The organism is Candidatus Omnitrophota bacterium (genome assembly GCA_016929445.1).
Taxonomy (GTDB): domain Bacteria; phylum Omnitrophota; class Gorgyraeia; order JAFGIU01; family JAFGIU01; genus JAFGIU01.
The window spans coordinates 1-23845 of sequence record JAFGIU010000086.1 but is presented as its reverse complement, the minus strand read 5'-3'; the positions used below and the strand labels follow the sequence as shown (position 1 = coordinate 23845).

The window sequence follows — 23845 nt, the reverse complement described above, 5'->3', positions numbered from 1 at the left end:
TGCGCAGCGTGCAGGACTGGCAGGTGCGCTACGCCCTGCAGGCGGTGGAGGGAGTGAGCGAGGTGGCGTCGATCGGGGGCTTTGTTAAAGAATACCAGATCGATGTGGACCCGGACGCGATGCGCGCCTATGGAGTGAGCCTCGATGAAGTGTACACTGCGGTGCGCCGCTCCAATGCGGATGTGGGCGCTCGCACCATTGAAGTCAATAAGGTGGAGTACGTGATTCGCGGCCTCGGTTTTGTGAAGGGCGTGCGCGATTTAGAGATGACAGTTGTTGCTGCGCAGGACGGAGTGCCCCTCTTTGTCAAGGATGTGGCCCATGTGAGTCTGGGGCCTGCCTTGCGACGGGGCGCTCTCGACAAGGAGGGGGCCGAGGCGGTGGGCGGCGTGGTCGTGGTCCGCCACGGGGAAAATCCTTTGGCCGTGATCAAGCGCGTCAAAGACAAGATCCGGGAAATTTCACCCGGTTTGCCGGCCAGGAAACTTGAGAACGGCACAACGAGTCAAGTGAGTGTGGTGCCATTTTACGACCGCTCGGGCTTGATTTATGAAACGCTCGGCACCCTGAACTCCGCGCTCACGGACGAAATCCTCATCACCGTTATCGTCATCTTGGTCGTCTTGGGGCATCTGGCCAGTTCCTTACTGATCTCCCTGGTTCTGCCTCTGGCGGTCTTGCTGTGTTTTGTTGGCATGAAGCATTTCGGGGTGGATGCCAACATCGTGGCGCTTTCCGGCATTGCCATTGCCATCGGCACTATCGTGGATATGGGAATCGTGGTGTGCGAAAACATCCTCAAACATCGCGATGAAGCCCCTCCCGGGTCCGATATGCGGGACATCGTGTTTCGCGCAAGCAGCGAGGTCGGCAGCGCGGTCCTGACCGCGGTTATCACTACGGTGGTCAGCTTTCTGCCTGTGTTTGCCATGATCGGCCCGGAAGGAAAGCTGTTTCGCCCCCTTGCCTTCACCAAGACCTTTGCGCTCATTGCGTCGGTGATTGTCGCGCTGAGCGTGATTCCCAGCCTGGCTGCAATTCTGTTTCGCAGGAACACAGCGCCCAAGACCCGGCGTTGGTACCCCCGGCAATCCTTGTGGGCGGGGCTTCTTGTGGTGGTGCTCGGAATATTTTTAAGCCGGCACTGGATGCCCTTGGGACTGGAACGGAGTTTTGCGCTGAATTTCCTTTTCGTAGCGATTGTTGTCGGCGTAATTCTTGCCGGTTTTGGGATGCTTCAGCGCCGGTATACTGTGTGGCTGGGATGGTGCCTGGATCACAAACGGCAATTCTTGCTCATTCCTACGGGAGTGGTGTTCTTGGGACTGATGTGCTGGATGAATTTGGGCCGGGAGTTTATGCCCAACTTGGATGAAGGCTCCTTTCTCTACATGCCCACCACGATGCCGCACGCATCCATTGGCGAGGCCCTGGACATTCTGCAAAAGCAAGATATGGCTCTCCGGGCGATTCCGGAAGTGGAGTCCGTGGTCGGGAAGATCGGGCGGGCGGAAAGCCCTCTGGATCCGGCGCCCGTGTCCATGATCGAAACCGTAATCAATTATAAATCCCAGTTTGTGAGCGACAAAGACGGAAACCCGATCCGGTTCCGCTACGACCGGCGCGCGCGGGATTTTGCGCGAGACGAAAACGGAGAATTGATCCCGGACCGGCATGGGCAGCCGTTTCGCCAGTGGCGGGATCATATCCAAACCCCGGACGATATTTGGAAGGAAATCGTGGAGGCCGCACAGGTACCGGGCACGACCTCGGCGCCCAAGCTCCAGCCGATCGCCGCGCGCATTGTGATGCTTCAAAGCGGGATGCGGGCGCCTATGGGGGTGAAGGTGAAGGGCCCGGACCTGCAGACTGTCGAGCGTGTCGGGCTCGAGATCGAACGCTATCTCAAAGAAGTGCCGTCCGTGGAACCCTCTGCCGTGATCGCGGACCGCGTAGTAGGCACGCCCTATTTGGAAATCGAAATTGACCGCGAGGCTGCGGCCCGGTATGGGGTATCGGTCCGCAGTGTCCAGGATGTGATTGAAGTGGCGATCGGCGGCGTAGTTTTGACAAGGACGGTAGAAGGACGCGAGCGGTACCCGGTACGGGTGCGGTACCTGAGAGAATTGCGGGACCGTATCGAGTCTCTGGGCCGGATCTTTGTGCCCACGCCCGGCGGAGCGCAGATCCCTTTGGAGCAACTTGCAATCATCAAATACGAACGCGGCCCGCAGATGATCAAGAGCGAGGACACGTTTCTCACGGGGTATGTGGTGTTCGACAAGAAGTCCGGCAAGGCAGAAGTGGATGTGGTCGAAGAAGCCAAGGCATATCTGAAGGCGAAAAGGAATAGCGGGGAATGGAGCCTGCCTGCCGGAGTCAGCTTCAGCTTTGCCGGCAGTTACGAAAATCAATTGCGTTCCGCCAAGACCATGACCGTGATTCTTCCCTTGGCATTGTTTATGATATTCATCATACTATACTTTCAGTTCCGCTCCGTGACTGTGACCTTCCTGGTCTTTTCGGGGATCTTTGTGGCGTGGGCAGGAGGGTTTATCTTGCTGTGGCTTTACGGCCAGCCCTGGTTTCTAGATCTGAACCTCTTCGGCGTGGACCTGAGAAATCTGTTTCAAATCCACCCCGTTAATCTCAGTGTGGCCGTGTGGGTGGGTTTTCTGGCGCTGTTCGGTATTGCCACAGATGACGGGGTGATCATGGCTACGTACTTGGACAAATCCTACAAGAACCGCGAATTACGGAGCGTGCAGGAAATTCGGGAAGCGACTCTGGCAGGTGCCGAACGCAGGATTCGTCCATGTCTGATGACGGTTTCCACTACGCTGCTTGCTTTGCTGCCGGTGCTTACGTCGACCGGGCGCGGGGCGGATGTGATGGTGCCAATGGCGATTCCGTCTTTTGGAGGAATGTTGGCAGTAGTCATTACGGTATTTGTGGTTCCGACGCTTTACTGTGCGGTGCAGGAGCGGCGCTTGCGCAGGCTGTCCTCCTGATCTGCCACGATTCATGGCGGAGAAGGATCTGTGGATCGGGAATGTGTGTCCCCATCAATCAACAAAGGAGAACAACATGAAGTCCAAGTGGTTGCTGGCGATTGCGGTGGTTGTGATTATGGCGGGTGCGGGTTCTTTTGCGTGGGCCGGCATGGGTCATGAAGACATGAGCTCGGGTGATATGGGCAGCGGAATGCCGGAGCAAATGGCCAAGGTTTGCCCCGTGTCCGGCGGGCCTATCGGGGCAATGGGCAAGCCCTATGTGATCGAATACGAGGGGCGCCAGGTCGAGCTCTGTTGCCAGGGTTGCGAAGCCGAGTTCAGGCAGAATCCCAGGAAGTATTTGACCAAGCTGGATGCGATGAAGGAAATGGATGAAAAACGCACGAAGAACTGAACCCTTAAGCCATAAGATTGGCTGAAAAATCGACGTTTTGGCGGGTCCTGGGGGCTGTCCCTCAGGACCCGGCCTTTTGGGCTCCTTCTCAAGAGGATTAGCTAAACCGGCGGGAAATGAGTATCGTAACCGATTGTAATAAGTTGGTTTATAAAAAACTGCTTTGCGGTTCCACCAACGGCGGGCTTCTTGATACAATGATATCCCCTCCAGAAAGGAGGGGCAAAGGAGAGGACAGGTGGCAGACAAAGAGAAAAAATCCCGGAGCATTCGAGTCCGTGACTTGCGGGTGCCCGTTAACGGGGGCAACGGCAAGTTGAACGTAAATGGGAATGGCAACGGAAAGTCCTCTATTACCCATGAGGAACTCGACCCCGAGTGGTTGCAAGAACTCTTCCTCACCGGCGAATATCCCTATAAAGAGAGCATGAAGCGCAAGGAGTACGACCGGCTCAAGAACGATTTGCAGGTGGAGCTCCTAAAAATGCAGAATTGGGTCCGCAAGACCGGCGAAAAAATTGTGGTTCTTTGCGAGGGCCGGGACGCGGCCGGCAAGGGGGGCACGATCAAGCGCTTTATGGAACACCTCAATCCCCGAAGTGCGCGGGTGGTCGCCTTGGAAAAACCCACGGCCGAGGAGCGGGGCCAGTGGTATTTCCAACGCTATATTGAGCATCTTCCCACCGCTGGTGAAATCGTTTTCTTCGACCGTTCTTGGTATAACCGGGCGGGTGTGGAGCGCGTGATGGGTTTTTGTACTGCCGGGGACTACCGCGAATTCCTGCGCCAGGTCCCGGAGTTGGAAAGGATGTTGGTGAACAGCGGCATCCGTTTATTCAAGTTTTGGTTTTCCGTGGGGCAAGAGGAGCAAAAGGACCGCTTCAAATCCCGGAAGAAGGATCCGTTAAAGCAATGGAAGTTGAGCGCGATTGACGAGGCGTCCATGGATAAGTGGGATGAATATACGGATGCCAAGGAAGCGATGTTCTTCTATACCGATACTGCGGATGCGCCTTGGACCGTGGTGAAGACGGATGACAAGAGAAGGGGCCGCATCAATACCATGCGGCATTTGCTGCACCACCTGCCTTATCCGAACAAAGACAAGAGCGTGGTCATTCAGCCGGATCCGCTCATTGTAGGCTCGGCGCGCAGCTACTTCCACCGCGAAGACTGCTTCCCCAAGATTTAGAGATAACTTTCGAAGGCATCATCCCGAGGAGCAAAAGCGACGTGGGGATCTGTGCGGGGCACAGCTTGCTTCGTCGCTTTCGCTCCTCGCAATGACAGTTATTTGTAACCGGTGTTACACCTTGAACAACATGGCGGCGTAAGTGGGAACCGGCCAGCCGCTCTCGGGCAGCAGCGTTTCCAGAGTATCGATATCCTCGCGGAGTTGGGTCATTGCCGGGAGAACCTTGTCTCTGTAAGCCTTGGCTTGGGTTTCCGCGTTCTCCTTCGCCTTCTGGGCCTTGGCGAGTTCGCTTTCCAAGGTAAATAGCCGGGCTTTGGCAGAGCTTACAAGCGCGGAGATTTCTTGGAGAATCTCCCGGGGGACTTCTGCACCGGTCTTGATGGCCTCAAGTTTGGCAATCGTGTCCGCCAGATTTGCCGTGTAGCGAATCACATAAGGCATGTACTGCTTCTTGACCATGTCGACTGCTGCAAGGGCTTCGATATTGATGCACTTGGAATAGTGCTCCAAGTAGATCTCCGTGCGGGAGTGGAGCTCTTCCTTGGAAAGCACCTTGTATTTGGAGAAGAGGTCGACGGCTTGCTTACTATTCATACAGGCCAGCGCCTCGACTGCGGAGGCAATATTCGGCAGGCCGCGCTTCTTAGCCTCCGCCACCCATTCTTCGGAATAGTTGTTGCCGTTAAAAACAACTCTGCCGTGCTTCTCATAAATCTCGCGGACAATCGCAGTGGTTTCCCCGTTGATGTCTTTGGCCTTTTCCAGACGCGTGGCGATTTCATCCAAGGCCTCGGCTACAATCGTGTTGAGGATGACCGAAGGTCCCGAGATAGAGGCCGAAGACCCCACCATACGGAACTCGAACTTGTTGCCCGTGAAGGCAAATGGCGAGGTCCGGTTGCGGTCCGTGTTGTCCATCGGAAGAGGCGGTAAGCTATCCACCCCAACGGTCAAGAACCGGGCGCCCTTGCTGGAGGACTTGGCCCCCTTGGCCATGTCTTCCAGGATAGCCGTGAGTTCTTCGCCCAAGAACGCGGAGATGATCGCCGGCGGGGCTTCGTTGGCTCCCAGGCGGTGGTCATTGCCCGGGTTGGCAGCGGAAGCGCGCAGCATATCAGCATGACGATCCAGGGCCATGAGCACGGCGCTGAGGAAAATCAAGAACTGCTGATTTTGGTGCGGGGTTGCACCTGGTTCCAACAGGTTAAGACCGTCATCTGTAGAAAGGGACCAGTTATTGTGTTTGCCGGACCCATTGACGCCGGCAAAAGGCTTCTCGTGCAATAAGCACACAAGGCCGTGTCTTAAGGCAACTTTCCTCATGGTCTCCATCACGAGCTGGTTGTGGTCCGCGGCGATATTGGCGCTGGTGAAGAAGGGCGCCATTTCGTACTGGGAGGGGGCCACCTCGTTGTGCTTGGTTTTGGCCGTAACTCCCATTTTCCACAGGTCCGTATCGACCTCTTTCATGAATGCGGCAATACGGTCTTTAATAGAGCCAAAGTACTGGTCCTCCATTTCCTGGCCCTTGGGCGCGGGCGCGCCGAAAAGCGTGCGTCCGGACACAATCAAATCCAAACGCTCATCAAAGTACTTCTTGTCGATCAGGAAGTACTCCTGTTCCGGGCCCAATGTGGGAAAAACCTTTCTTGAGTCTGCATTGCCCAGCGCCCTTAGGACGCGAATGGCCTGCTTATTAATTGCGTCCATGGAACGCAGCAGAGGGGTCTTCTTGTCCAGCGCTTCTCCTGTGTAAGAGCAGAAGGCAGTGGGGATGCAGAGCGTAACATTGTCGGCGGCGTCTTCTTTAAGGAAGGCAGGGGACGTGCAATCCCAGGCCGTATAGCCGCGGGCTTCAAAGGTGGTGCGCAGGCCGCCGCTCGGAAAGGAGGAAGCATCCGGTTCGCCCTGGATGAGCTGCTTGCCGGAGAACTCCATCACGACTCCGCCGTCTTCGGTGGGGGAAATAAAGGAATCATGCTTTTCTGCCGTGGAACCGGTGAGGGGTTGGAACCAGTGAGTGTAGTGCGTGGCCCCTCTTTCGATGGCCCAATCCTTCATGGCATTGGCAACGATGTCGGCGATATCCGGGCTTAGCGGAGTGCCTTCGGCGATGGTTTTCTTCAGGGAAACATAGGCGTCTTTGGGAAGACGCTCCTTCATGGTCTTGTCATTAAAGACATTGGACCCAAAAACTTCGGTCAGATTCATCAGATCAGCCATGGCGCTGCTCTCCTTAAGTTGTCAGGGATACTTATATAAACTGGGGTGGGGCCAGCAGAACCGTTCGCAACATTATAGAGAGAATTTTAGGGAGCGCCAGCGAAAATTGAGCCCGGTGCCAGGCACCGGTGCCTGGCACCAGTGCCTGACACCGAATCTGGTAGAATTGAGCGAATCGGCCGGGAGGACCTGCGGAGGGATTGTGAAACTTCTCAAGTTATTGTTAATAAATGGGATAGTATTTATTTGCCTTTTTCTTCAGGCCGAATTCATCACCCGGGTCTATGTGGACGGGAGCCTTCGGCAGGCCTGGATCAGCCTGCAAAATGAGTTCGCCCAAACGCCCTATTCGAAGTTGGGTGCCATGCAGTGGCTCCTATCCGATCCGGAACTGGGCTACCGCCTCAACCCGGCCCACCCGGACATAAACCGGTTTTCAATCCGCCACGGCGATCTGGAGATTCCCAAGCCCCCCGGGCGCCAACGGCTGCTTGTTTTGGGGGACTCGATTGCCTGGGACCGGCCTGGCCTGGTCGACTATTTAGAGGAAAGTCTGCGGGGTCATTCCAGTCTGGAGATCATTAATGCCTCCGTTCCCGGTTACACCACCTACCAAGAGCTTCTTTTCCTCAAACAGTGGTTGTTGCCGCTGGAACCCGATTGCATTCTGCTGATTCACTGTCTGAACGATCACCACCGCTTTCTCCACACCTTTGACGCAGAGATGAATTTTCTCATGACCCCCGAGGCCCGGCGCAGCCTCAGGACAAGGACAATCTGGGATCGCATGACAGCGCGGAGCTATCTTCTGTCCCGCTTGCAGCTGGAATGGCGGATGCGGGGCGAATTGCGGCAAGTGCGCCAAGATGCCTTTCCCTGGGAGAACCGGCCTGATATGGCCAATGCCTGGAAGCCGGAAAAGTGGGAAGAGTTTGGCGTTCTGCTGGAGGAGATGAAATCAGTCGCAGCGCAAAGGGGCGCAAAGCTTTGTGTGGTGAGCGTACCGTTTGAGCCTCAACTTGATGCGGGACTGCTGCGCCGGAACCGGGAATATGTATTGCTTCCGCAGAGCCAAATGGATACACTTTGCACGCGACTGAATGTGCCTCTATTGGATCTATTTCCGGTCTTTTTTCAGCCCGAAACGGGCTCGGCGCTCTTTCGAGATGGCATCCATCTGACGGAGGCCGGGCATCGTTTGGCTGCGGACAAGATTGCCGGGTTTCTTAACCAATTAACAGAGTGGGACAGCTATGCTTCGACACAAGACCGTTAATCCTCCCCGCAGTGTTTATCCCTTGGAGGACTGGAAGATCATCGAAACGGAGTATTCTCCCCAGTGGTTAGCTCAGAATGAGAGTATTTTTTCATTGGGAAACGGTTACTTGGGAATGAGAGGTAATTTTGTTGAGGACTCCCCGACCTATTTGAGCGGGGCCTTCATCAATGGGTTCTACGAATCCTATCCCATCGTTTATGGTGAAGATGCCTATGGTTATGCGCGTAATGGGCAGACTATCGTTAATGTTACGGATGCAAAGATCATCCGGCTTTATGTGGACGACGAACCCTTTGAGCTCAGCAGGGCCCGTATTCTCGACTACAGACGTATCCTTGATATGAAAAAGGGCCTGTTGACCAGAGACGTTCTTTGGGAGACACCTCGCGGCAAGCAGATTCAGTTGTCCTCTGTAAGGATGGTATCGTTTGAGCAGAAGCATCTTGTGGCGATCAGTTATGAGGTTACAGTGTTAAATGATGCGGCCTCGGTCACTATTTCCTCCGAAGCTGTCACAGAACAAAAGACCAGGACAGGGGAAAACGACCCCCGGCAGGCGCCGGTGCTTGGCCATCGAGTGCTCCTGGCTCAGGCGCGCAAAGTGGAAAAAGAGCGCATTGTGCTTTGCTACAAGACCGCAAATAGCGGTCTCACATTGGCCTGCGCTATGGATCACCAAATGGATACAAATTGCTATGTTAAGAAGAAGGCCTTGGCGGACAAGGACGGCGGCCAGGTCGTCTACTCTGTGCAGGCAGAGGCCGGGATCCCTATCCGCCTTCGAAAATATGTGAGTTACCACACCACGGCGACAGTGTCTCACCGGGAGGTCGCGGCCCGCGCAGAAAGAACGTTGGATCGGGCTATGGACCAGGGATTTGATGCCATTCTCCAGGAGCAGGAGCATTCGTTGCAGGAGTTCTGGAACAGGAGCAATGTCCACGTCGGGTCTGTGGACCAGGCCGCACAGCAGTGCGTGAACTTTAATCTGTTTCATATTCTCCAGGCGACAGGAAAAGCCGAAGGAACGGGAGTGGCGGCAAAGGGTCTGACGGGTGAGGCGTATCACGGCCACTATTTTTGGGATACTGAGGTTTACGTGCTTCCCTTTTGGATCTATACAAACCCTAGGGTGGCCAGGAACTTGCTGTTGCACCGGTATCAAATGCTGGACAAGGCGCGTGTCCGGGCTTGGCAAGTGAACCAGAAAGGAGCGCTCTATCCCTGGCGTACTATTAATGGGGAAGAGGCGAGCGCTTACTATGCTTCCGGTACAGCCCAGTACCACATCAATGCGGACATCATGTATGCAATGAAGAAGTATGTTGATGTGACCGGTGATAGGGATTTTCTATATGAATACGGTGCGGAAATGCTCATCGAAACGGCGCGCCTTTGGGTGGATTTGGGCTTCTTCTCCGAGCGGCGCGGAGGAAAGTTTTGTGTTCACGGTGTGACCGGCCCCGACGAGTACAACACGGTTGTGGACAACAACACTTTTACCAACTTGATGGCCCGGGAAAATCTCCGCTATGCGATTTCCGCATTAGCTGAACTCCAAGAAGTAAAACCCGGTCTGTACGAGAAGCTTATAAGCAAAACCATGCTGGATCATACTGAAATTGCCAATTGGGAAAAAGCAGCCGGGAACATGTACATCCCGTATGACGACAATCTGGGAATCCATCCGCAAGACGACAACTTTTTGGACAAGAAACCCTGGGATTGGGACACTCCGTTAGAGAAATATCCGCTGCTCTTGTATCATCATCCTCTTGTGATCTATCGCCATCAGGTTATCAAGCAGGCCGATATTGTGTTGGCGATGTTTTTGCTGGGCAACGAGTTTTCTTGGGAGCAAAAGAAGCGGAATTTCGATTTCTACGATCCGCTGACTACAGGTGATTCCTCACTTTCGGTGTGTATCCAGTCCATTATGGCTTTTGAGCTGGGATACCGGCGACAAGCCTTGGACTACTTTAGGTACGCCTTGCTCATGGATCTCTCCGATGTGGGAGGTAATGTCCGGGATGGTTGCCACATTGCCTCTATGGGGGGGACTTGGATGGCATTGGTTTATGGGTTTGCAGGTTTGCGCGACTATAACGGCCGTATTCGCTTTGATCCGGAAAATCCGGGTGGTGAGGAAGCAGGGATCAAGTTTCCTTTGAGAGTTCGCGGCCAGGACCTGATTGTCGATATTCAGAAAGACCAGGCGTCCTATTGCTTACAGAAGGGGGCAGGCCTGACAATCGAACACCAGGGCGAAGTGTTGGATTTGATTGAAGGAGTGCCTGTTTGCAGGGAAATCCGCCCCCGGGGGACGAGCGAGAGTGTCTTCTGAGGACCCGTAGAGCTTCCTTGCGGAGGCCCTGAAAAGAAGTGTAGGATAAGACGGTTTTTGAGAGAGTTCTCTTTTATCAGCAGGAGGTGTTATGAATCGCTTGAGCATCACAGTGTTGGTTCTTGCCTGTTTTGTTTGTGTGTCCGTATCCCCGGTTCAGGCGGGTTTTGGATGGGATCCGCGCAAGCAGGATAAACTGGCGGAAAGTTGTGACCGGGCCATCCAAACCTTCAAAGAAAAGGATCCGGAGCTCAAGGACTTCTTTGATAAGGCCTATGGCTACGCGGTTTTTCCCACCGTGGGCAAGGCAGGAATCGGCATTGGCGGGGCCCATGGTTCCGGTTTGGTTTACGTAAATCATACGCCGGTGGGGCGGACTAGTCTGACTCAACTCAGTATTGGTTGGCAGCTGGGTGGCCAGGCCTACAGTGAAATCATTTTCTTCAAAGACAAGACTTCCTTCGATTATTTTAAGAACGAGAATTTTGAGTTGGGTGCCCAGGTTTCGGCTGTGGCGGTGACCATGGGAGCTTCCGCAGATGCCGATTACAGCGGCGGAGTGGCGGTTTTTACCATGGCCAAGGGGGGCTTGATGTACGAGGCTTCCGTGGGCGGCCAGAAATTTACCTACAGACCTCTGGAAATGTAGCATGGATCCTGTCCTTCTTTCCCGCATTCAATTTGCGATTACCATTGGCTTTCACTTCCTGTTTCCTCCTTTGACCATCGGTCTGGCCTGGCTTCTGGTGATTGTGGAAGGTCTGGGGTGGAGGAAGAACGATCCCGACTATGTGGCTGCCGGCAAGTTTTTCGCAAAACTTTTGGCCATTACCTTTGCGGTGGGCGTTGCCACGGGTGTGGTGATGGAATTCCAGTTCGGCACGAACTGGGCTGAATACTCAAAGTTTGTGGGGGATATCTTTGGCGCACCGCTGGCGGCCGAAGCTGTTTTTGCATTTTTCCTGGAGTCCGGTTTTCTGGGACTCTATCTTTTTGGCCGCAACAAAGTATCCAAAGCCGTGCATTGGTTTGCCATCCTTATGGTGGCAGTTGGCGCCACGATCAGTGCTTTTTGGATACTGGTTGCCAATTCCTGGATGCAGACTCCGGCCGGTTTTGTTGTGCGAAACGGCCGGGCCGAGCTCACGAGCTTTGCCGAGGCGGTGTTCAATCCATCCATGTGGTATCGTTTCTACCACACTCTGGATGCTTGTTTGATTTCGGGTGCTTTTCTTATGGCCGGGGTCTCTGCTTATCTCCTGTTGCGCAATCGCGAGAACCCCATGGCCCGCAAGACTCTCCGAATCGCTATTATCTCTGGTCTTTTCGTATCGCTAATGGCTCTCTATCCGACGGGGCATGAACACGCCCGGCAGGTGGCGCGCACGCAGCCGGAGAAGTTCGCAGCGATAGAAGGTCTCTATCAAACTCAGCAGGGAGCGCCTTTGGTTCTGTTCGGGTTGGTGAAAACCGATCCGCCGAAACTTCTCGCGCGTGTTGAAATCCCCAAATTGACGAGCTGGATGGTCTACGGGGATTCCAATGCGGAGATCAAAGGCCTCAATGAATTTCCGGAAGACGAGATTCCGCCGTTATGGATGACCTTTGTCTCTTTCCACAATATGGTGATCCTGGGGTTGTTTTTTATTGCCGCGATGATGTTGGGAACCTTCTTGCTGTGGCGGCGCCGGCTTTGGGATTCCAGATGGTATCTGAAGCTTTTGATCGGGGCCATTCCGTTGCCTTTGATTGCATGCGAGTTTGGATGGGTCACTGCGGAGGTCGGACGGCAGCCTTGGATTGTCTATAAAGTTTTGCGTACCAGCGAGGCTGCCTCGCTTACGGTTTCGGCCGGAGAGATTCTGTTTTCCACGATTCTGTTCAGTTTTATTTACATTCTCCTGGGAGCGCTGTACTTGTTCCTGATGGTCAAGGAAGTGAAACATGGATCTTAATCTCATCTGGTTCATTTTGTTTATGGTGTTGATTAGCGGCTACGCAATACTGGACGGCTTTGATTTGGGTGTCGGGGTTTTGTCCTTATTTGCCAAGGGGGATGAGGAGAAGCGCATCCACATGAATGCCATAGGACCGGTATGGGACGGTAACGAGGTTTGGTTGCTTACCGCAGGCGGTTCGCTGTTTGCAGCTTTCCCTCCGGTTTATGCCACAGTCTTTAGCTCCTTTTACTTAGCCTTTATGCTGTTGCTGGTGGCCCTTATCTTTCGAGCGGTCTCTCTGGAGTTCCGTTCCAAGGTTGAGGACCCTCGTTGGCGCAAGTCTTGGGATTGGGCCTTTGGATTGGGGAGTTTTGTGCCGGCGCTTCTATACGGTGTGACGGTTGGGAATATTGTGCAGGGTTTGCCTCTCACAAAGGATTGGGTCTTTACCGGTAATTTTCTCGGGTTGCTCAATCCTTATGCCTTGCTGGTGGGGTTGCTCTCTTTGGTGATGTTTATCCTGCACGGTTCCTTGTACATGGGGATGAAGACCGAGGGGGATTTGCAGGCGCGTATGAAGAGCTGGGCGAGCAGGACTTGGATCGTCTTCATCGTACTCTATTTAATCACCATGATTGCCACACTCTTTGCTGCCAAACATGCCCTGGCTGCGCTGCTCGGTCGCCCCTTATTCTATCTGATGTTCTTAGTGTGGTGCCCGGCATTGGTTTTGATTCCCGTGTTCAGTCAGGCGGGCAGGTTTGGTAAGGCCTTTGTGGCTTCTTGTGTGAATATTGTCGGTGTAATCGTTATGTGCGCGGTTGCGATGTTTCCCAGAATGGTGCCGGCCAGCACGGATTTGGCCTACAGTCTGACCATCTACAATGCCTCCTCCACACCGCGCACTCTAATGGTGATGCTGATTATTGCGGGAATCGGCATGCCCCTGGTGATTGCGTACACTGCCTTTATCTATGTGGTTTTCAAGGGTAAAGTGGTTCTTACAGAAGAAAGCTACTGAGGTCCGTTTGAGGCTTCGTCCCTTCCTCTCCCTGGTTTGTCTTTTTCTCCTCATCGGAAGCAGCAGTGTGTGTGCCCAGGAAGCTGTTTCCGACACCTCCAGCACCTCCGGCCATAACGTGATCCTTATTGTGGGCGACGGCATGGGACCTGCATTTGTGACAGCCGCGCGCGTTGATTCTGAGGGAGCTTCCGGAACCCTGGCTTTGGACAGCCTGCCTCGCACGGCTTTGGTTCGCACCTATGCCCGGGACTATATCGTTACCGATTCCGCAGCGGCAGCAACGGCCATGTCCTGCGGGGAAAAGACCGCTGTCGGTATTCTGGGGATGAGAGCGGATGCTCGCGAACGCAAAGGCGCTGGGAGGGATCTGGAGAATCTTACGGAGTGGGGTGCGCGCTGGGGGATATCCGTGGGCGTGGTAACCAATACCAGCGTGACGAATGCCACTCCGGCGGCTTTCTATGCGCACCATACGAATCGCGAGGCCGAGTATGAGATCGCTCAGCAGGCATCGAAGAGTTCGTTGGTTCTGCTAATGGGCGGAGGGGAGCAGTATTTCCGCCGGGGGGTCGATCTGGCGGGCTGGACTGTCTTTAGAAGCCAACCGGATCTGATAAAGCACAAGCCATGGGAGGTTGCGCGGGTGCTGGGAATTTTTGCGGAAGAGCATCTGCCCTTTGAACTCCTGGAAACGGATAGGGAGGGGGCGCCCACCTTGTTGCAGATGAGCGCCTGGGCTCTGGAGTTTATGGAGGCGAAGAGGCGTCCGTATTTGCTGGTAATTGAGGGCGGCCGCATTGATCACGCTGCGCATGGGAATCGCGCGGTTGCGGCAATTCAGGAGGTGCTGGCCCTGGACTCTGTCGTCAATCATGTGATCGGCCGTGTGGATGAGAGTCGAACGATGGTTTTGGTTTGCGCGGATCATGAGACCGGCGGCTTTGCCCTGAATGGGTATCCCACCCACGCGGAGGGGATTCGCGGGGAAGCCCAATGGCCCGGCGGAGTTCCGGTGATGAGTTTCGCGACCGGGCCCGGAGTTAGGCCGCGCATGGAGGACGACACCCGTCCCTCTGTTTCCCAGATGGGCTCGGCTTTGCACACGGGCACGGATATTGTGCTTTATGCTTGGGGTGCGGGTTCCGGGGAAGTCCACGGTACGCTTGAAAACACCGATATCTACCGCTTCATCAAAACCCACCTAAAAAAGAACGTTGAGGGGCTGGAGTGATTCAAGACGTCCGTCCGGTTCAGGTTGCTGTTGTGCAAATGAATTCCACGCCAGATGTGGAAGCCAACCTCGGTGTGGCGGAAGCGCTTGTGCGGGAAGCCGCGCGACAGGACGCGGAACTCATTGTCCTGCCCGAGGGTTTTGCCTGTATGTCTCCGGACAAGGAGAAGACAGGGGTTGCAGAGTCGCTGGAGGAGAACGGGCCGATACTCTCCTTTTGTTCTGATCTTGCGCGGGCGGTGGGGAGTGAATTGGTCTTGGCAGGCTTTCCGGAGAGAGGGTCTGTTTCAGGCAAAACGCGGAATGCTTGTGTGCATCTGAATCGTGAGGGTCAGATTCTCAGCGTGTATCGCAAAATCCATCTCTTTGATATTCAATTGGATGACGGAACCAGCTCCAGGGAATCCGAACACACCGAAGCCGGAGAAGACGTGGTGGTGAGTCCGGCTCCTTTCGGCGGGTTGGGGCTCTCGATCTGTTATGATTTGAGATTCCCTGAACTCTACAGGCGGTTGGTGGATAAGGGGGCAGTGGCCTTTGCCGTTCCTGCGGCTTTCCTCATGACTACGGGGAAACATCACTGGCACGTTCTGCTGCGGGCCAGGGCCATTGAGTCCCAGTCCTATGTTCTGGCTGCGGCGCAGACAGGCCATCATTTTGGGACACGGGAATCTTACGGCCATGCGCTGATTGCCGATCCTTGGGGCAGTGTATTGGCTGAATGCGCGGAGGGGGAAGGGGTGGCTGTGGCGACAGTGGATCCCGAGGTGGTTTCCGGTATTCGGCGACAGCTCCCCAGTCTTCAGCATCGGAAACTGTAATTGCTATTGATAAGGCAGGTATTTTGCCTTTGCAATGAGCGGCCTTCCCATTACAATGGCCGGTATGAATCGTGTCGGGTTATTGATCTTTGTTGCAGTTGTCTTTTCTTCAACCTTTGCAGGGTTATGCTGGTCTGCTGAGAACGAACCGGCGGAACTGGGAGTTCGGGTCGGGGCAGGGGAGGCCAGCGAGTCAAAAGAGTTTCATCTGTACGAAGTGCAGGGAAGCATTCCGTTGCCCTGGGCCCTGGAGTGGCCTGATTCCCAAGGATTGCTGGGAGTGCGGGCAAATGCTGCGCTGGGAATGATGCGCACCGGCGGGGACAGCGGGGTTTATGTTTATTTGGGGCCCGCCTTAAGGTTTGGCCGGCAAAAGTGGTGGGTTGAGGCGGGGACTGCCCCCACTGTTATTGCCGAGGACCGCATTGGCGGAGAAGACCTCGGGGGTCCCTTTCAAATTACAAGCCATTTGGGTGTGGGGTACCGGTTTACAGATAGGTGGAGTACCGGATTCCGGATCCAACACATGTCCAATGCCGATATCTACACGAGAAATCCCGGGTTGGACTACGGCACGCTGGAAGTGAATTACCGTTACTAGCGGGCCAGCGAAAGTCTTTGCGCACTATTATCTTTGGCGACATTCACGGGTGCTACGAAGAGTGGCAGGAGTTGCTCGGGAAGGTCGGGGCCTCGGATGAGGATACCTTGATCTCAGTCGGGGATTTGGTTTGTAAGGGGCCTTATACTAAGAAGGTCCTGGACCTAGCTATGAGTTTGCCGAATTTAAAGGTCGTGATGGGAAATCACGACCTTTCTCTTTTGAAGCGCTGGCAAAATAGGCAGCTGGATTCCCTGACTACCGAGTACCAGCAGGATGCGGTGCGGGATATGGGTGCTGGGCTGGACAATTACATGAACTTTATTGCCGGCTGGCCCTATTACATTGAGCATCCCGATTATCTTGTGGTGCATGCGGGTTTGAGGCCGGGGATTCCTGTGCACGAGCAGTGTGCAGACGATCTCGTCCGGTTGCGTACGGTGGAACCTGAGGGCGAGCCCTGGTGGGAATTCTACACGGATCCGAAGCTGGTTGTGCACGGACATTGGGCGGCCCAGGGCCTGGTGGTGCGTGAGAATGTCATTGGACTGGATTCCGGTTGTGTTTACGGCAAAAGGCTCTCCGCAGTGATCCTCCCTGAGCGGCAGATTGTGAGTGTCCCCGCCCGCCGCGCCTACCAACCCATCATCTAAGTTCTTGGTGCCAGGCACCGGTGCCAGGCACCAGTGCCTGACACCGTCTGTTTTGACAAGGCTATTGGGGCTCATTACAATGTGGATTCAAACATCCTCTAAAATATAGAGTTACGGCGAGGTAGACGATGAGTGCGACGAATCCGAGATTTGCAGTAATCCTTTCAGGATGCGGATTTATGGATGGATCCGAAATCCAGGAATCGGTGCTGACCCTGTTGGCCATCCGTAAAGCAGGAGCCAGCTACCAGTGCTTTGCCCCGGACAGTCCGCAGCACCATGTGAGCAATCACCTGACCCAGGAAATGGTTCAGGAAGAGCGCAATGTGCTTGTTGAGTCCGCCCGTATTGCGCGCGGTCAAATTCTGCCCCTTTCCGAATACAATGCCGCAGCCTTCGATGCCTTGGTCCTGCCCGGCGGCTTTGGGGCGGCAGCCAATCTTTCGGACTTTATCGATAATGGGGATCGATGCTCGGTCCAGGCCGATGTTGAAAATGCTGTGAAGGCCACTCATGCTGCCGGGAAGCCCATTGGCGCGCTCTGTATTGCGCCCGTAGTGTTGGGAAGACTCCTTCCCGGAGTGGAACTCACCATAGGCAATGACGCCGCAGTCAATGCCGCCCTCAGGAACATGGGGGCCAGTCCAGTGGATGCCGGGCCTACGGATATCGTGATTGACGCCGAACAGAAGGTTGTCACCTCACCTTGCTACATGTATGACTCCAGTATTGATCAGATCGCCGAAGGCGCCGAAAGGGCAGTGGGCGCGCTCATAAAACTTCTCAAGAAAGCACAGGTAAGCACTTAATCATGGGTCAAGATCCGGAAAAGAAGAAATACAGAGTGAATTTGCCCAAGACTTCGTTTCCCATGAAGGCTTCTCTTGCCGTGCGCGAGCCTCAGCGATACAAGCAGTGGGAAGAGGAGGGTTTGGAAAAGCGGCTTTGGGAGCAAGTCCGTACCCGCGACAAACGCTTTATCCTGCACGACGGCCCGCCTTACGCAAACGGCCATATCCATATCGGCCATGCCTTGAATAAGACGATGAAGGACATGATCGTCAAGTTCCGGACCATGCAAGGTTATTGCACTACTTATGTGCCGGGTTGGGATTGCCACGGCCTGCCTATTGAGGCAGCGCTTCTCAAAGAGCAGGGCAAGCAAAAGGACCAGGTTGACCAAAATGAATTCCGGAAGCAGGCGCGGGCCTACGCGGGCAAATATGTCAAATTGCAGAAGGCGGAATTCCAGCGTTTGGGGATCTTCGGGACTTGGGAGGATCCGTATCTCACGATGAATCCGCAATACCAGGCCTCCATTGCCGGGGCTTTTTATGAGCTCTACAACAAAGGCTACGTGTATCGCGGAGAAAAGCCGGTGTTTTGGTCCATTGGTGCGGAAACCGCATTGGCCGAAGCGGAGCTCGAATACCAAGACAAGGTCTCGCAGGCGATCTATGTGAGTTTTCCTGTGCCCATTGCCGGACTCGACACCGCTCTTTTGCAGGAGTGGGGTGTTTCAGCCGGGACTCCGGTCTCTTACTTGATCTGGACCACCACCCCGTGGACTTTGCCGGCCAATGTGGGGGTGGCACTGAACGAGCATTTGGAGTACGGCGTGTATTGGGTCAATAACAAACAGATCTTTATCTGCGCCGCAGTTTTAGCCGGGCGCCTTAAGGAGAAATTCGGGATCGAATCCATTGAGCGCCGTGCTGTTTATACCGGCTCTGAAATAGTGCGGCGGGTTCCGGAATACCAGCACCCTTTTTGCCCGCGCAAAGGGCGCGCGATTCTGGCGGACTATGTGTCCGGTGAGGACGGAACCGGTATTGTGCACATTGCCCCGGGCCACGGAGAGGAAGATTATTTCCATGGCCATCTTCAAAACGGTTTGCCCATTCTTTCCCCGGTCGATCACAAGGGGCGCTTCACGGAGGACCCGGGCGAGGATCTCAAGATTCAGGGTGTCGGAGTCTTTGAGGCTAACCCGGTCATCGTCCGGCACCTGGAATCCAAGGGGTATTTGCACGCGGTTGAGCAGCATTCGCACTCGTACCCCTTTTGCTGGCGCACCAAGACTCCGGTGATTGTGCGCTCCACGCCACAATGGTTTCTCAAGGTGGACCACGAGAACTTGCGCGAGCGCATCCTTAATATCATTGAGGATTCCTCGCAGACTGAGTGGTTCCCGGATTGGGGGAAGAACCGGATTATGGGCATGATGGAGACGCGGCCTGATTGGTGTCTATCGCGCCAGCGCCTCTGGGGGGTGCCGGTTCCCGTGGCCAAGCACAAAACCAGCGGCGAGGTGTATTGCCCTCCCGAGTTCCAACAGCGCGTTTTGGAAGTCTTCCAAAAGGAAAGTGCGGACGCTTGGTTCAAACAGCCTAAGGAATATTTTTTCCCTGAGGGAGCCGAGGGCCTGGACGACTTTGAACTGGAAACGGACATTCTGGATGTGTGGTTTGATTCCGGTGTGAGTCATCAGGCGGTTTTGGAACAGGGCCATGCGCTGGGTTTTCCGACCGAGCTCTATTTGGAGGGCTCGGACCAGCACCGGGGTTGGTTCCAGACCTCAATGATTACTGCGGTGGCTTTGCGCGGGATGGCGCCCTTTAAACAGGTGCTCACGCACGGATTTGTCATGGACGGCGAAGGCCGGAAGATGTCCAAGAGTATGGGCAATGTAGTGAGTCCGCTGGACGTGATGAAAGAGTCCGGCGCCGATATCCTGCGCCTTTGGGTCTCTTCTTGCGATACCAACAATGATGTGCGTGTCGGCCCGGAAATCCTTGCGCGTATGTCGGAGGCCTACCGGAAGATTCGCAACACCTTCCGCTATCTCTTGGGAAATATCAATGATTTTGATCCCAAGGTGCACAGCGTGCCTTTTGATCAAATGGATGAAGTGGACCGTTGGATTCTCAGTCGACTCAGCCAGGTGGCGGGCGAAGTCGTCAATTGCTATAACGAATACCGTTTTCACCGGATCTACCAGCTCATCTATGATTTTTGTATTTCGGATCTGAGTTCTTTTTATCTGGATGTGCTCAAGGACCGGCTTTACTGTGACCATCCGGACAGCCCTCAGCGAAGATCCACTCAGAGCGCGCTTTTCCGCGTAGCCAAGTCACTCTGCCTGCTGACTGCTCCGATCTTGGTATATACCTCGGACGAGGTCTGGCGCACCTTTGATCCGGGCACCAGTGTGCACGAGGCCCTCTGGGATGAGAGTTTGTGGGGCGATTGTGACACAGAGGCTATAGAGCGTTGGGCCACCATCCGCGTGGTGCGCAGGGTCTCCGACTTGGCTGTGGAAAAAATGCGCGCAACGGAAGATGTGGGCAGCCCCTTGGATTGCGAAGTGTTCGTGCGGTCTTCCGACCCGGAACTTCAGGAGTTTCTGCAAGCAAACTCAGAGGCTCTCAAGCTGGGCTTGATTGTCTCGGGTGTGGGCTTTGGAGAGGCTGAATGCGGCGCTGAAATGAGTGAAGAAGATCTAACAGTGCGTATTCGCCGCGCCTCTGGTCGAAAATGTGCGCGCTGTTGGAAATACACTCCTGAAGTGGGGACCCTGGATAATCCAGAGCTTTGTCAGCGTTGTTCGGATGTGGAGAGGGATCTTGCCATCTCTGTGGCGTAGTAGCTAAAGATTAAATCCGCCCCCGCCCGCTTGATAGCCAGTAACATCTCGGCCATGACCGCATCCCCGTCCAGCCAGCCTTTTTCTGCCGCAGCCATAACCATGCTGTATTCCCCGCTCACGTGATAGGCTGCCACGGGAACGTCAACCACGGCCTTGACTCTGGCTATAACGTCTAAATAGGGAAGCGCGGGTTTAATCATCACAATATCGGCGCCTTCGGCCACATCCAGCCTGACTTCGCGAAGAGCTTCGCGCACATTGGCAGGATCCATTTGATAAGTCTTTTTGTCGCCCGTGCGCGGGGCAGAGTCCAGGGCCTCCCGAAAAGGGCCGTATAAAGAGGACGCGTATTTGGCTGCATAGGAGAGAATACCGACTTCCTCAAAACCGTTCTCGTCCAGGACGCGTCGCAGGTGTCCGACGCGGCCGTCCATCATGTCTGAGGGCGCCAGCCAATCGGCGCCGGCCGCAGCTTGATTCAAAGCCATGTCTCCCAGGATCTCCAGAGTTGGGTCGTTGAGGATTTTGTTGTCTTCCACTAAGCCGTCGTGGCCGTCAATGGAATAGGGATCCATGGCCACATCCCCAATGACGCTGAGCTCCGGCAAGTCCTGCTTCAGAAGTTTGATTGTCCGAGGTAATAATCCCTTTGGGTTCTTGGATTCCGTGGCGGTCTTGTCCTTGAGGGATTCGGCGAGCACGGGGAAAAGGGCCACAGCCAGGACGCCGAGCTCGAAGGCCTCGGTCGCAGCCCGCAGAATCAGGTCGGGACTTAGCCTTGCACATCCGGGAAGAGACGGGATAGGTGTGCTGCGCTGTTTTCCTTCCTGCACGAACAGAGGCAAAACCAGGTCGCAGGGTTGCAGCGCGGTTTCGCGTAACAGGGCGCGAATCGCAGCGGTGCGCCGGTTCCTTCTGGGACGAATGGGAAGGGGGTTCATTAAAGACGGGCCCGTATCTTTTCAGCGAGCTGGGCAAGCTCGTCTTGGGAGGCCTCCCGGGCATTGGCAAAACTGAGATCCGGTATTGCATTCATGGGGATGAGGTGTACGTGAGCGTGCGGGACTTCCAAGCCCGCGACCATCAGCCCTACGCGTTTGCAGGGCACGACTGTTTTGAGGGCCACGGCCACTCGCTTTGCAAAAACCATGAGTCCGCTCAACAGTTCCTCGTCCAAATCAAAAAGATAATCCACTTCCTGTTTGGGGATGACCAAGGTATGTCCTGTTTTGACCGGCCGGATATCTAAGAAGGAAAAATACCGGTCGTCCTCCAGAATTGTGTGGCAGGGGATTTCTCCCCGGATGATTCGAGTGAAGATACTTGGCATAGGGGTTCTCTCCTGAAAGGGATTAGTCCTGCAACTGATCCGCGGCGATCCCGAGCTCGGGAAGCATGACCGGGATGCCGTCGCTAATCAGATAGATGGTCCTTCCGTCTTCGGTGATGAGGCCCTCTTGGACAGTTCCCTCGACCGGTCTTCCGTCTACATATTGAAGCGCATGGCGGCTGATGATTTCGTTGAGTTTTTGCACCTGATCCTCGGAAATAGGCTTAACCGGGACCTTGGTGGTGGGGCAACACAAAATATTCAGCAATTCTTTGTCAATGGGCACGGCCGGACTCCTTCCTTTATGGCCTCCTATTGTACACCACTCCACACTCCAGGGACGGTTCTCTCCATCCCCAACGGGTGGATGGAGTTACACGAGAACCGTCCCCTCGCTTCCGCCAGCCCCGATGGCGTTGAGGGGGGACGGGCCTCCCGTAACTGCTTTCAGCGCAATGGGTAGGCGAGACCTGTCCCTAAGAGCTTGATTTTTGGGCTGGATATGATTATGATGCTCACTTTCGTACGGACAAGGAGAAAGTCATGGCCAAGGCAGTAAAACGCATCGTTATCCGGTTGAAGAGCACTGAGAGCCCGCATTACTACTCTACCCGGAAGAACAAGACCAACACGCCGGACCGGATCGAGATCAAGAAGTACGATCCCGTGGTCAGACGGCACGTCCTCTACAAAGAAGCCAAGTGAATGAGGACGTGAGTTGTGGAGTGAAGCGAACACAACTCACGGTCCGAATTCATCCCGAGCGCAGCGAAGGATCTGATGCAGGGCATCTTGTGGAGCGCAAGCGATCTTTGCGGAACAAAGACCGCCACGGGCTTTGCCCTCGCGGCGACGGGTTCTAGTCAAAAAAATTTAGTTGCGAATTATCCGAACGCCTCTTAGGAGCGGCACTCAAGCTGTGTTCCAAGAGGCGTTCTTCTATATCCTGAAGGAAGCGTGAGATAGTGCGCTCCCGGATCTTTCCCTGCCAGAGCCGGCGCTTGGCGTGGCAGAGAAAGAGCCGGTCCTCTGCGCGGGTCATCCCCACAAAGAACAAACGGCGTTCCTCTGCCAATTCCTCTTCGGAACTCTTGCCACCCCAACTCATCGGCAGCAGGCCTTCTTCACAACCGGTAATGAAGACCACAGGAAACTCGAGACCCTTGGCTGCGTGCAGGGTGAGCAGTGAGACGCGGTCGGCGCGCGGGTCCCATTCGTCCACATCCTGCCAGGGATCGCGGGCCGGGGCCTGATAGGGAATGCCTGATCTCTCCAAAGCCTCTTCCAGACAATCAAGCTGAGCCTTGGCACGCACAAGCACCGCAAAGTCTGCAAAGGAATATTCGCGCTCGGTGTCTCCCTCACTGCGGCCGCTGTCCATGGAAAAGAAGGTTGTGCCGCCGATCAGTTGTTCGATGCGGTGCACCACAAACTCGGCCTCGGCTTTGTCGGTTTTGGCGCAATGCAGGACGACTTTGCCGGTGTCCTCGATGATCGCCTGCACCTGCCGGTCCTCCAGGAGGGAACCCGGGGCCATCATTTGGCGGGAGGCGGTGAAAATGGATTCGCCGCTGCGGTAATTGCGCGAGAGAAAAACCTTCCGGGCGCCTGGATAGTCTTCCTCAAATCGCAGAAAGAATCCCACATCCGCGCCGCGAAAGCGATAGATCGCCTGGTCGGGGTCTCCGATCACGCAAACATTGCCTTTGTCCGGTGCGAGCAAGCGGATAAGCCGGTACTGGCTCTCATCAATATCCTGGTACTCATCAATGGAAACCCAGGCATAGCGTTGTCTGTATTGCGCGCAGAGGTCCGGGCTGTCTTCCAATACGCTGAGCGCAAGGCGCATCAATTCTTCATAGTCGAGCACACCGTTATGATCCGCGTCCTTTTCAGCGACCACCTCAAAGCCTTGAGGAAGGCCGGCAGCGTTGTAGTTCTCCTGCAAGATGCGATAGGCTAATCCGTGGAAAGTGCAGACCGGGATCTGTTCGCATTCTTCAGGAAGGAGCTTTTGCAGGCGGCTGCGCATTTCTTCGGCAGCGCGCCGTGTAAAGGTGAGTGTCAGGCACTGCTCAGGTTGGGCAGTTCCGCTGCGGACCAACTCTGCCACACGCTGTGTCAGGGTGCGGGTTTTTCCCGATCCC

The 23845-nt window shown here is 55.0% G+C and carries 21 protein-coding genes; 16 read left to right on the top strand and 5 right to left on the bottom strand.

What is annotated here, in order from left to right; translation table 11 throughout:
- From JW937_07125 to ppk2, 3 genes are all read left to right on the top strand, one after another.
- A partial coding sequence (locus JW937_07125; protein MBN1587183.1) for an efflux RND transporter permease subunit occupies positions 1-3011 on the top strand: 3011 nt, incomplete at its 5' end.
- A gap of 76 nt (positions 3012-3087) precedes the next feature.
- Positions 3088-3408, top strand: a complete 321-nt coding sequence (locus JW937_07120) for a hypothetical protein (protein ID MBN1587182.1) — start codon at positions 3088-3090, stop codon at positions 3406-3408.
- A 427-nt stretch (positions 3409-3835) separates the two neighbouring features.
- A complete protein-coding gene (ppk2, locus tag JW937_07115) occupies positions 3836-4600 on the top strand; it encodes a polyphosphate kinase 2 (protein MBN1587181.1) in 765 nt (254 codons plus the stop codon).
- A gap of 114 nt (positions 4601-4714) precedes the next feature.
- Here the strand turns inward: ppk2 and JW937_07110 are convergent, their stop codons facing one another.
- Entirely contained in the window at positions 4715-6814 is a 2100-nt protein-coding gene (locus JW937_07110) for a glutamine synthetase III (GenBank protein ID MBN1587180.1), read from the bottom strand.
- 214 nt (positions 6815-7028) lie between these two features.
- Here JW937_07110 and JW937_07105 point away from each other — a divergent pair, with 214 nt between their 5' ends.
- The 11 genes from JW937_07105 (at position 7029) to ileS (ending at position 20365) form a co-directional block, all read left to right on the top strand.
- Positions 7029-8102 (top strand): hypothetical protein, encoded by a 1074-nt coding sequence (locus JW937_07105; protein ID MBN1587179.1) that lies wholly within the window; start codon positions 7029-7031, stop codon positions 8100-8102.
- Entirely contained in the window at positions 8080-10449 is a 2370-nt protein-coding gene (locus JW937_07100) for a glycoside hydrolase family 65 protein (GenBank protein MBN1587178.1), read from the top strand. Before JW937_07105 ends, JW937_07100 begins: the two co-directional genes overlap by 23 nt.
- A 91-nt stretch (positions 10450-10540) precedes the next feature.
- Positions 10541-11098 carry a lipid-binding SYLF domain-containing protein gene (locus JW937_07095; protein MBN1587177.1) on the top strand — a complete coding sequence of 186 codons (558 nt, stop codon included), beginning with the start codon at positions 10541-10543 and terminating at the stop codon, positions 11096-11098.
- Between the two features lies 1 nt (position 11099).
- Positions 11100-12404, top strand: a complete 1305-nt coding sequence (locus JW937_07090; protein MBN1587176.1) for a cytochrome ubiquinol oxidase subunit I — start codon at positions 11100-11102, stop codon at positions 12402-12404.
- Positions 12394-13410, top strand: a complete 1017-nt coding sequence (gene cydB, locus JW937_07085) for a cytochrome d ubiquinol oxidase subunit II (GenBank protein MBN1587175.1) — start codon at positions 12394-12396, stop codon at positions 13408-13410. The genes JW937_07090 and cydB overlap by 11 nt, the downstream gene beginning before the upstream one ends.
- The gene (locus tag JW937_07080; protein ID MBN1587174.1) at positions 13364-14644 is read left to right on the top strand and encodes an alkaline phosphatase; all 1281 of its coding nucleotides are present in this window, start codon (positions 13364-13366) and stop codon (positions 14642-14644) included. The genes cydB and JW937_07080 overlap by 47 nt, the downstream gene beginning before the upstream one ends.
- Positions 14641-15465, top strand: coding sequence for a carbon-nitrogen hydrolase family protein (locus JW937_07075; protein ID MBN1587173.1), 825 nt, complete (start codon positions 14641-14643; stop codon positions 15463-15465). Before JW937_07080 ends, JW937_07075 begins: the two co-directional genes overlap by 4 nt.
- A gap of 34 nt (positions 15466-15499) precedes the next feature.
- Entirely contained in the window at positions 15500-16066 is a 567-nt protein-coding gene (locus JW937_07070; protein ID MBN1587172.1) for an acyloxyacyl hydrolase, read from the top strand.
- Between the two features lie 17 nt (positions 16067-16083).
- On the top strand, positions 16084-16719 hold the full coding sequence (locus tag JW937_07065) for a metallophosphoesterase (GenBank protein ID MBN1587171.1): 636 nt from the start codon (positions 16084-16086) through the stop codon (positions 16717-16719).
- Between the two features lie 128 nt (positions 16720-16847).
- Positions 16848-17528 carry an isoprenoid biosynthesis glyoxalase ElbB gene (elbB, locus tag JW937_07060; GenBank protein MBN1587170.1) on the top strand — a complete coding sequence of 227 codons (681 nt, stop codon included), beginning with the start codon at positions 16848-16850 and terminating at the stop codon, positions 17526-17528.
- 2 nt (positions 17529-17530) lie between these two features.
- On the top strand, positions 17531-20365 hold the full coding sequence (gene ileS, locus JW937_07055) for an isoleucine--tRNA ligase (protein ID MBN1587169.1): 2835 nt from the start codon (positions 17531-17533) through the stop codon (positions 20363-20365).
- Here ileS and hemB read toward each other — a convergent pair.
- From hemB to JW937_07040, 3 genes are read right to left on the bottom strand one after another with little or no spacing between them, the layout of a single operon-like run.
- Entirely contained in the window at positions 20317-21309 is a 993-nt protein-coding gene (hemB, locus tag JW937_07050) for a porphobilinogen synthase (protein ID MBN1587168.1), read from the bottom strand. The genes ileS and hemB overlap by 49 nt on opposite strands.
- A complete protein-coding gene (locus JW937_07045; GenBank protein ID MBN1587167.1) occupies positions 21309-21698 on the bottom strand; it encodes an HIT family protein in 390 nt (129 codons plus the stop codon). Before JW937_07045 ends, hemB begins: the two co-directional genes overlap by 1 nt.
- A 22-nt stretch (positions 21699-21720) precedes the next feature.
- Complete coding sequence (locus JW937_07040) at positions 21721-21978, bottom strand: Trm112 family protein (GenBank protein ID MBN1587166.1); 258 nt, start codon at positions 21976-21978, stop codon at positions 21721-21723.
- A gap of 263 nt (positions 21979-22241) precedes the next feature.
- Between JW937_07040 and rpmG the strand changes: the two genes are divergently transcribed.
- The gene (gene rpmG, locus JW937_07035; GenBank protein MBN1587165.1) at positions 22242-22403 is read left to right on the top strand and encodes a 50S ribosomal protein L33; all 162 of its coding nucleotides are present in this window, start codon (positions 22242-22244) and stop codon (positions 22401-22403) included.
- Positions 22404-22423: 20 nt separating this feature from the next.
- Positions 22424-22561 carry a hypothetical protein gene (locus JW937_07030; GenBank protein MBN1587164.1) on the top strand — a complete coding sequence of 46 codons (138 nt, stop codon included), beginning with the start codon at positions 22424-22426 and terminating at the stop codon, positions 22559-22561.
- On the opposite strand, the gene JW937_07025 is transcribed toward JW937_07030, so the two are convergent.
- The coding region (locus JW937_07025; protein ID MBN1587163.1) for an ATP-dependent helicase at positions 22558-23845 on the bottom strand (1288 nt) is incomplete at its 5' end. The two genes, JW937_07030 and JW937_07025, sit on opposite strands and share 4 nt — an antisense overlap.

Bases quoted from the DNA above. Each gene is read 5' to 3' on its own strand.
- JW937_07120 (MBN1587182.1), top strand. From the start codon at position 3,088: ATGAAGTCCAAGTGGTTGCTGGCGATTGCGGTGGTTGTGATTATGGCG.
- ppk2 (MBN1587181.1), top strand. From the start codon at position 3,836: ATGAAGCGCAAGGAGTACGACCGGCTCAAGAACGATTTGCAGGTGGAG.
- JW937_07110 (MBN1587180.1), bottom strand. From the start codon at position 6,814: ATGAATCTGACCGAAGTTTTTGGGTCCAATGTCTTTAATGACAAGACC.
- JW937_07100 (MBN1587178.1), top strand. From the start codon at position 8,080: ATGCTTCGACACAAGACCGTTAATCCTCCCCGCAGTGTTTATCCCTTG.
- JW937_07095 (MBN1587177.1), top strand. From the start codon at position 10,541: ATGAATCGCTTGAGCATCACAGTGTTGGTTCTTGCCTGTTTTGTTTGT.
- JW937_07090 (MBN1587176.1), top strand. From the start codon at position 11,100: ATGGATCCTGTCCTTCTTTCCCGCATTCAATTTGCGATTACCATTGGC.
- cydB (MBN1587175.1), top strand. From the start codon at position 12,394: ATGGATCTTAATCTCATCTGGTTCATTTTGTTTATGGTGTTGATTAGC.
- JW937_07080 (MBN1587174.1), top strand. From the start codon at position 13,364: ATGTGGTTTTCAAGGGTAAAGTGGTTCTTACAGAAGAAAGCTACTGAG.
- JW937_07070 (MBN1587172.1), top strand. From the start codon at position 15,500: ATGAGCGGCCTTCCCATTACAATGGCCGGTATGAATCGTGTCGGGTTA.
- elbB (MBN1587170.1), top strand. From the start codon at position 16,848: ATGAGTGCGACGAATCCGAGATTTGCAGTAATCCTTTCAGGATGCGGA.
- ileS (MBN1587169.1), top strand. From the start codon at position 17,531: ATGGGTCAAGATCCGGAAAAGAAGAAATACAGAGTGAATTTGCCCAAG.
- hemB (MBN1587168.1), bottom strand. From the start codon at position 21,309: ATGAACCCCCTTCCCATTCGTCCCAGAAGGAACCGGCGCACCGCTGCG.
- JW937_07045 (MBN1587167.1), bottom strand. From the start codon at position 21,698: ATGCCAAGTATCTTCACTCGAATCATCCGGGGAGAAATCCCCTGCCAC.
- rpmG (MBN1587165.1), top strand. From the start codon at position 22,242: ATGGCCAAGGCAGTAAAACGCATCGTTATCCGGTTGAAGAGCACTGAG.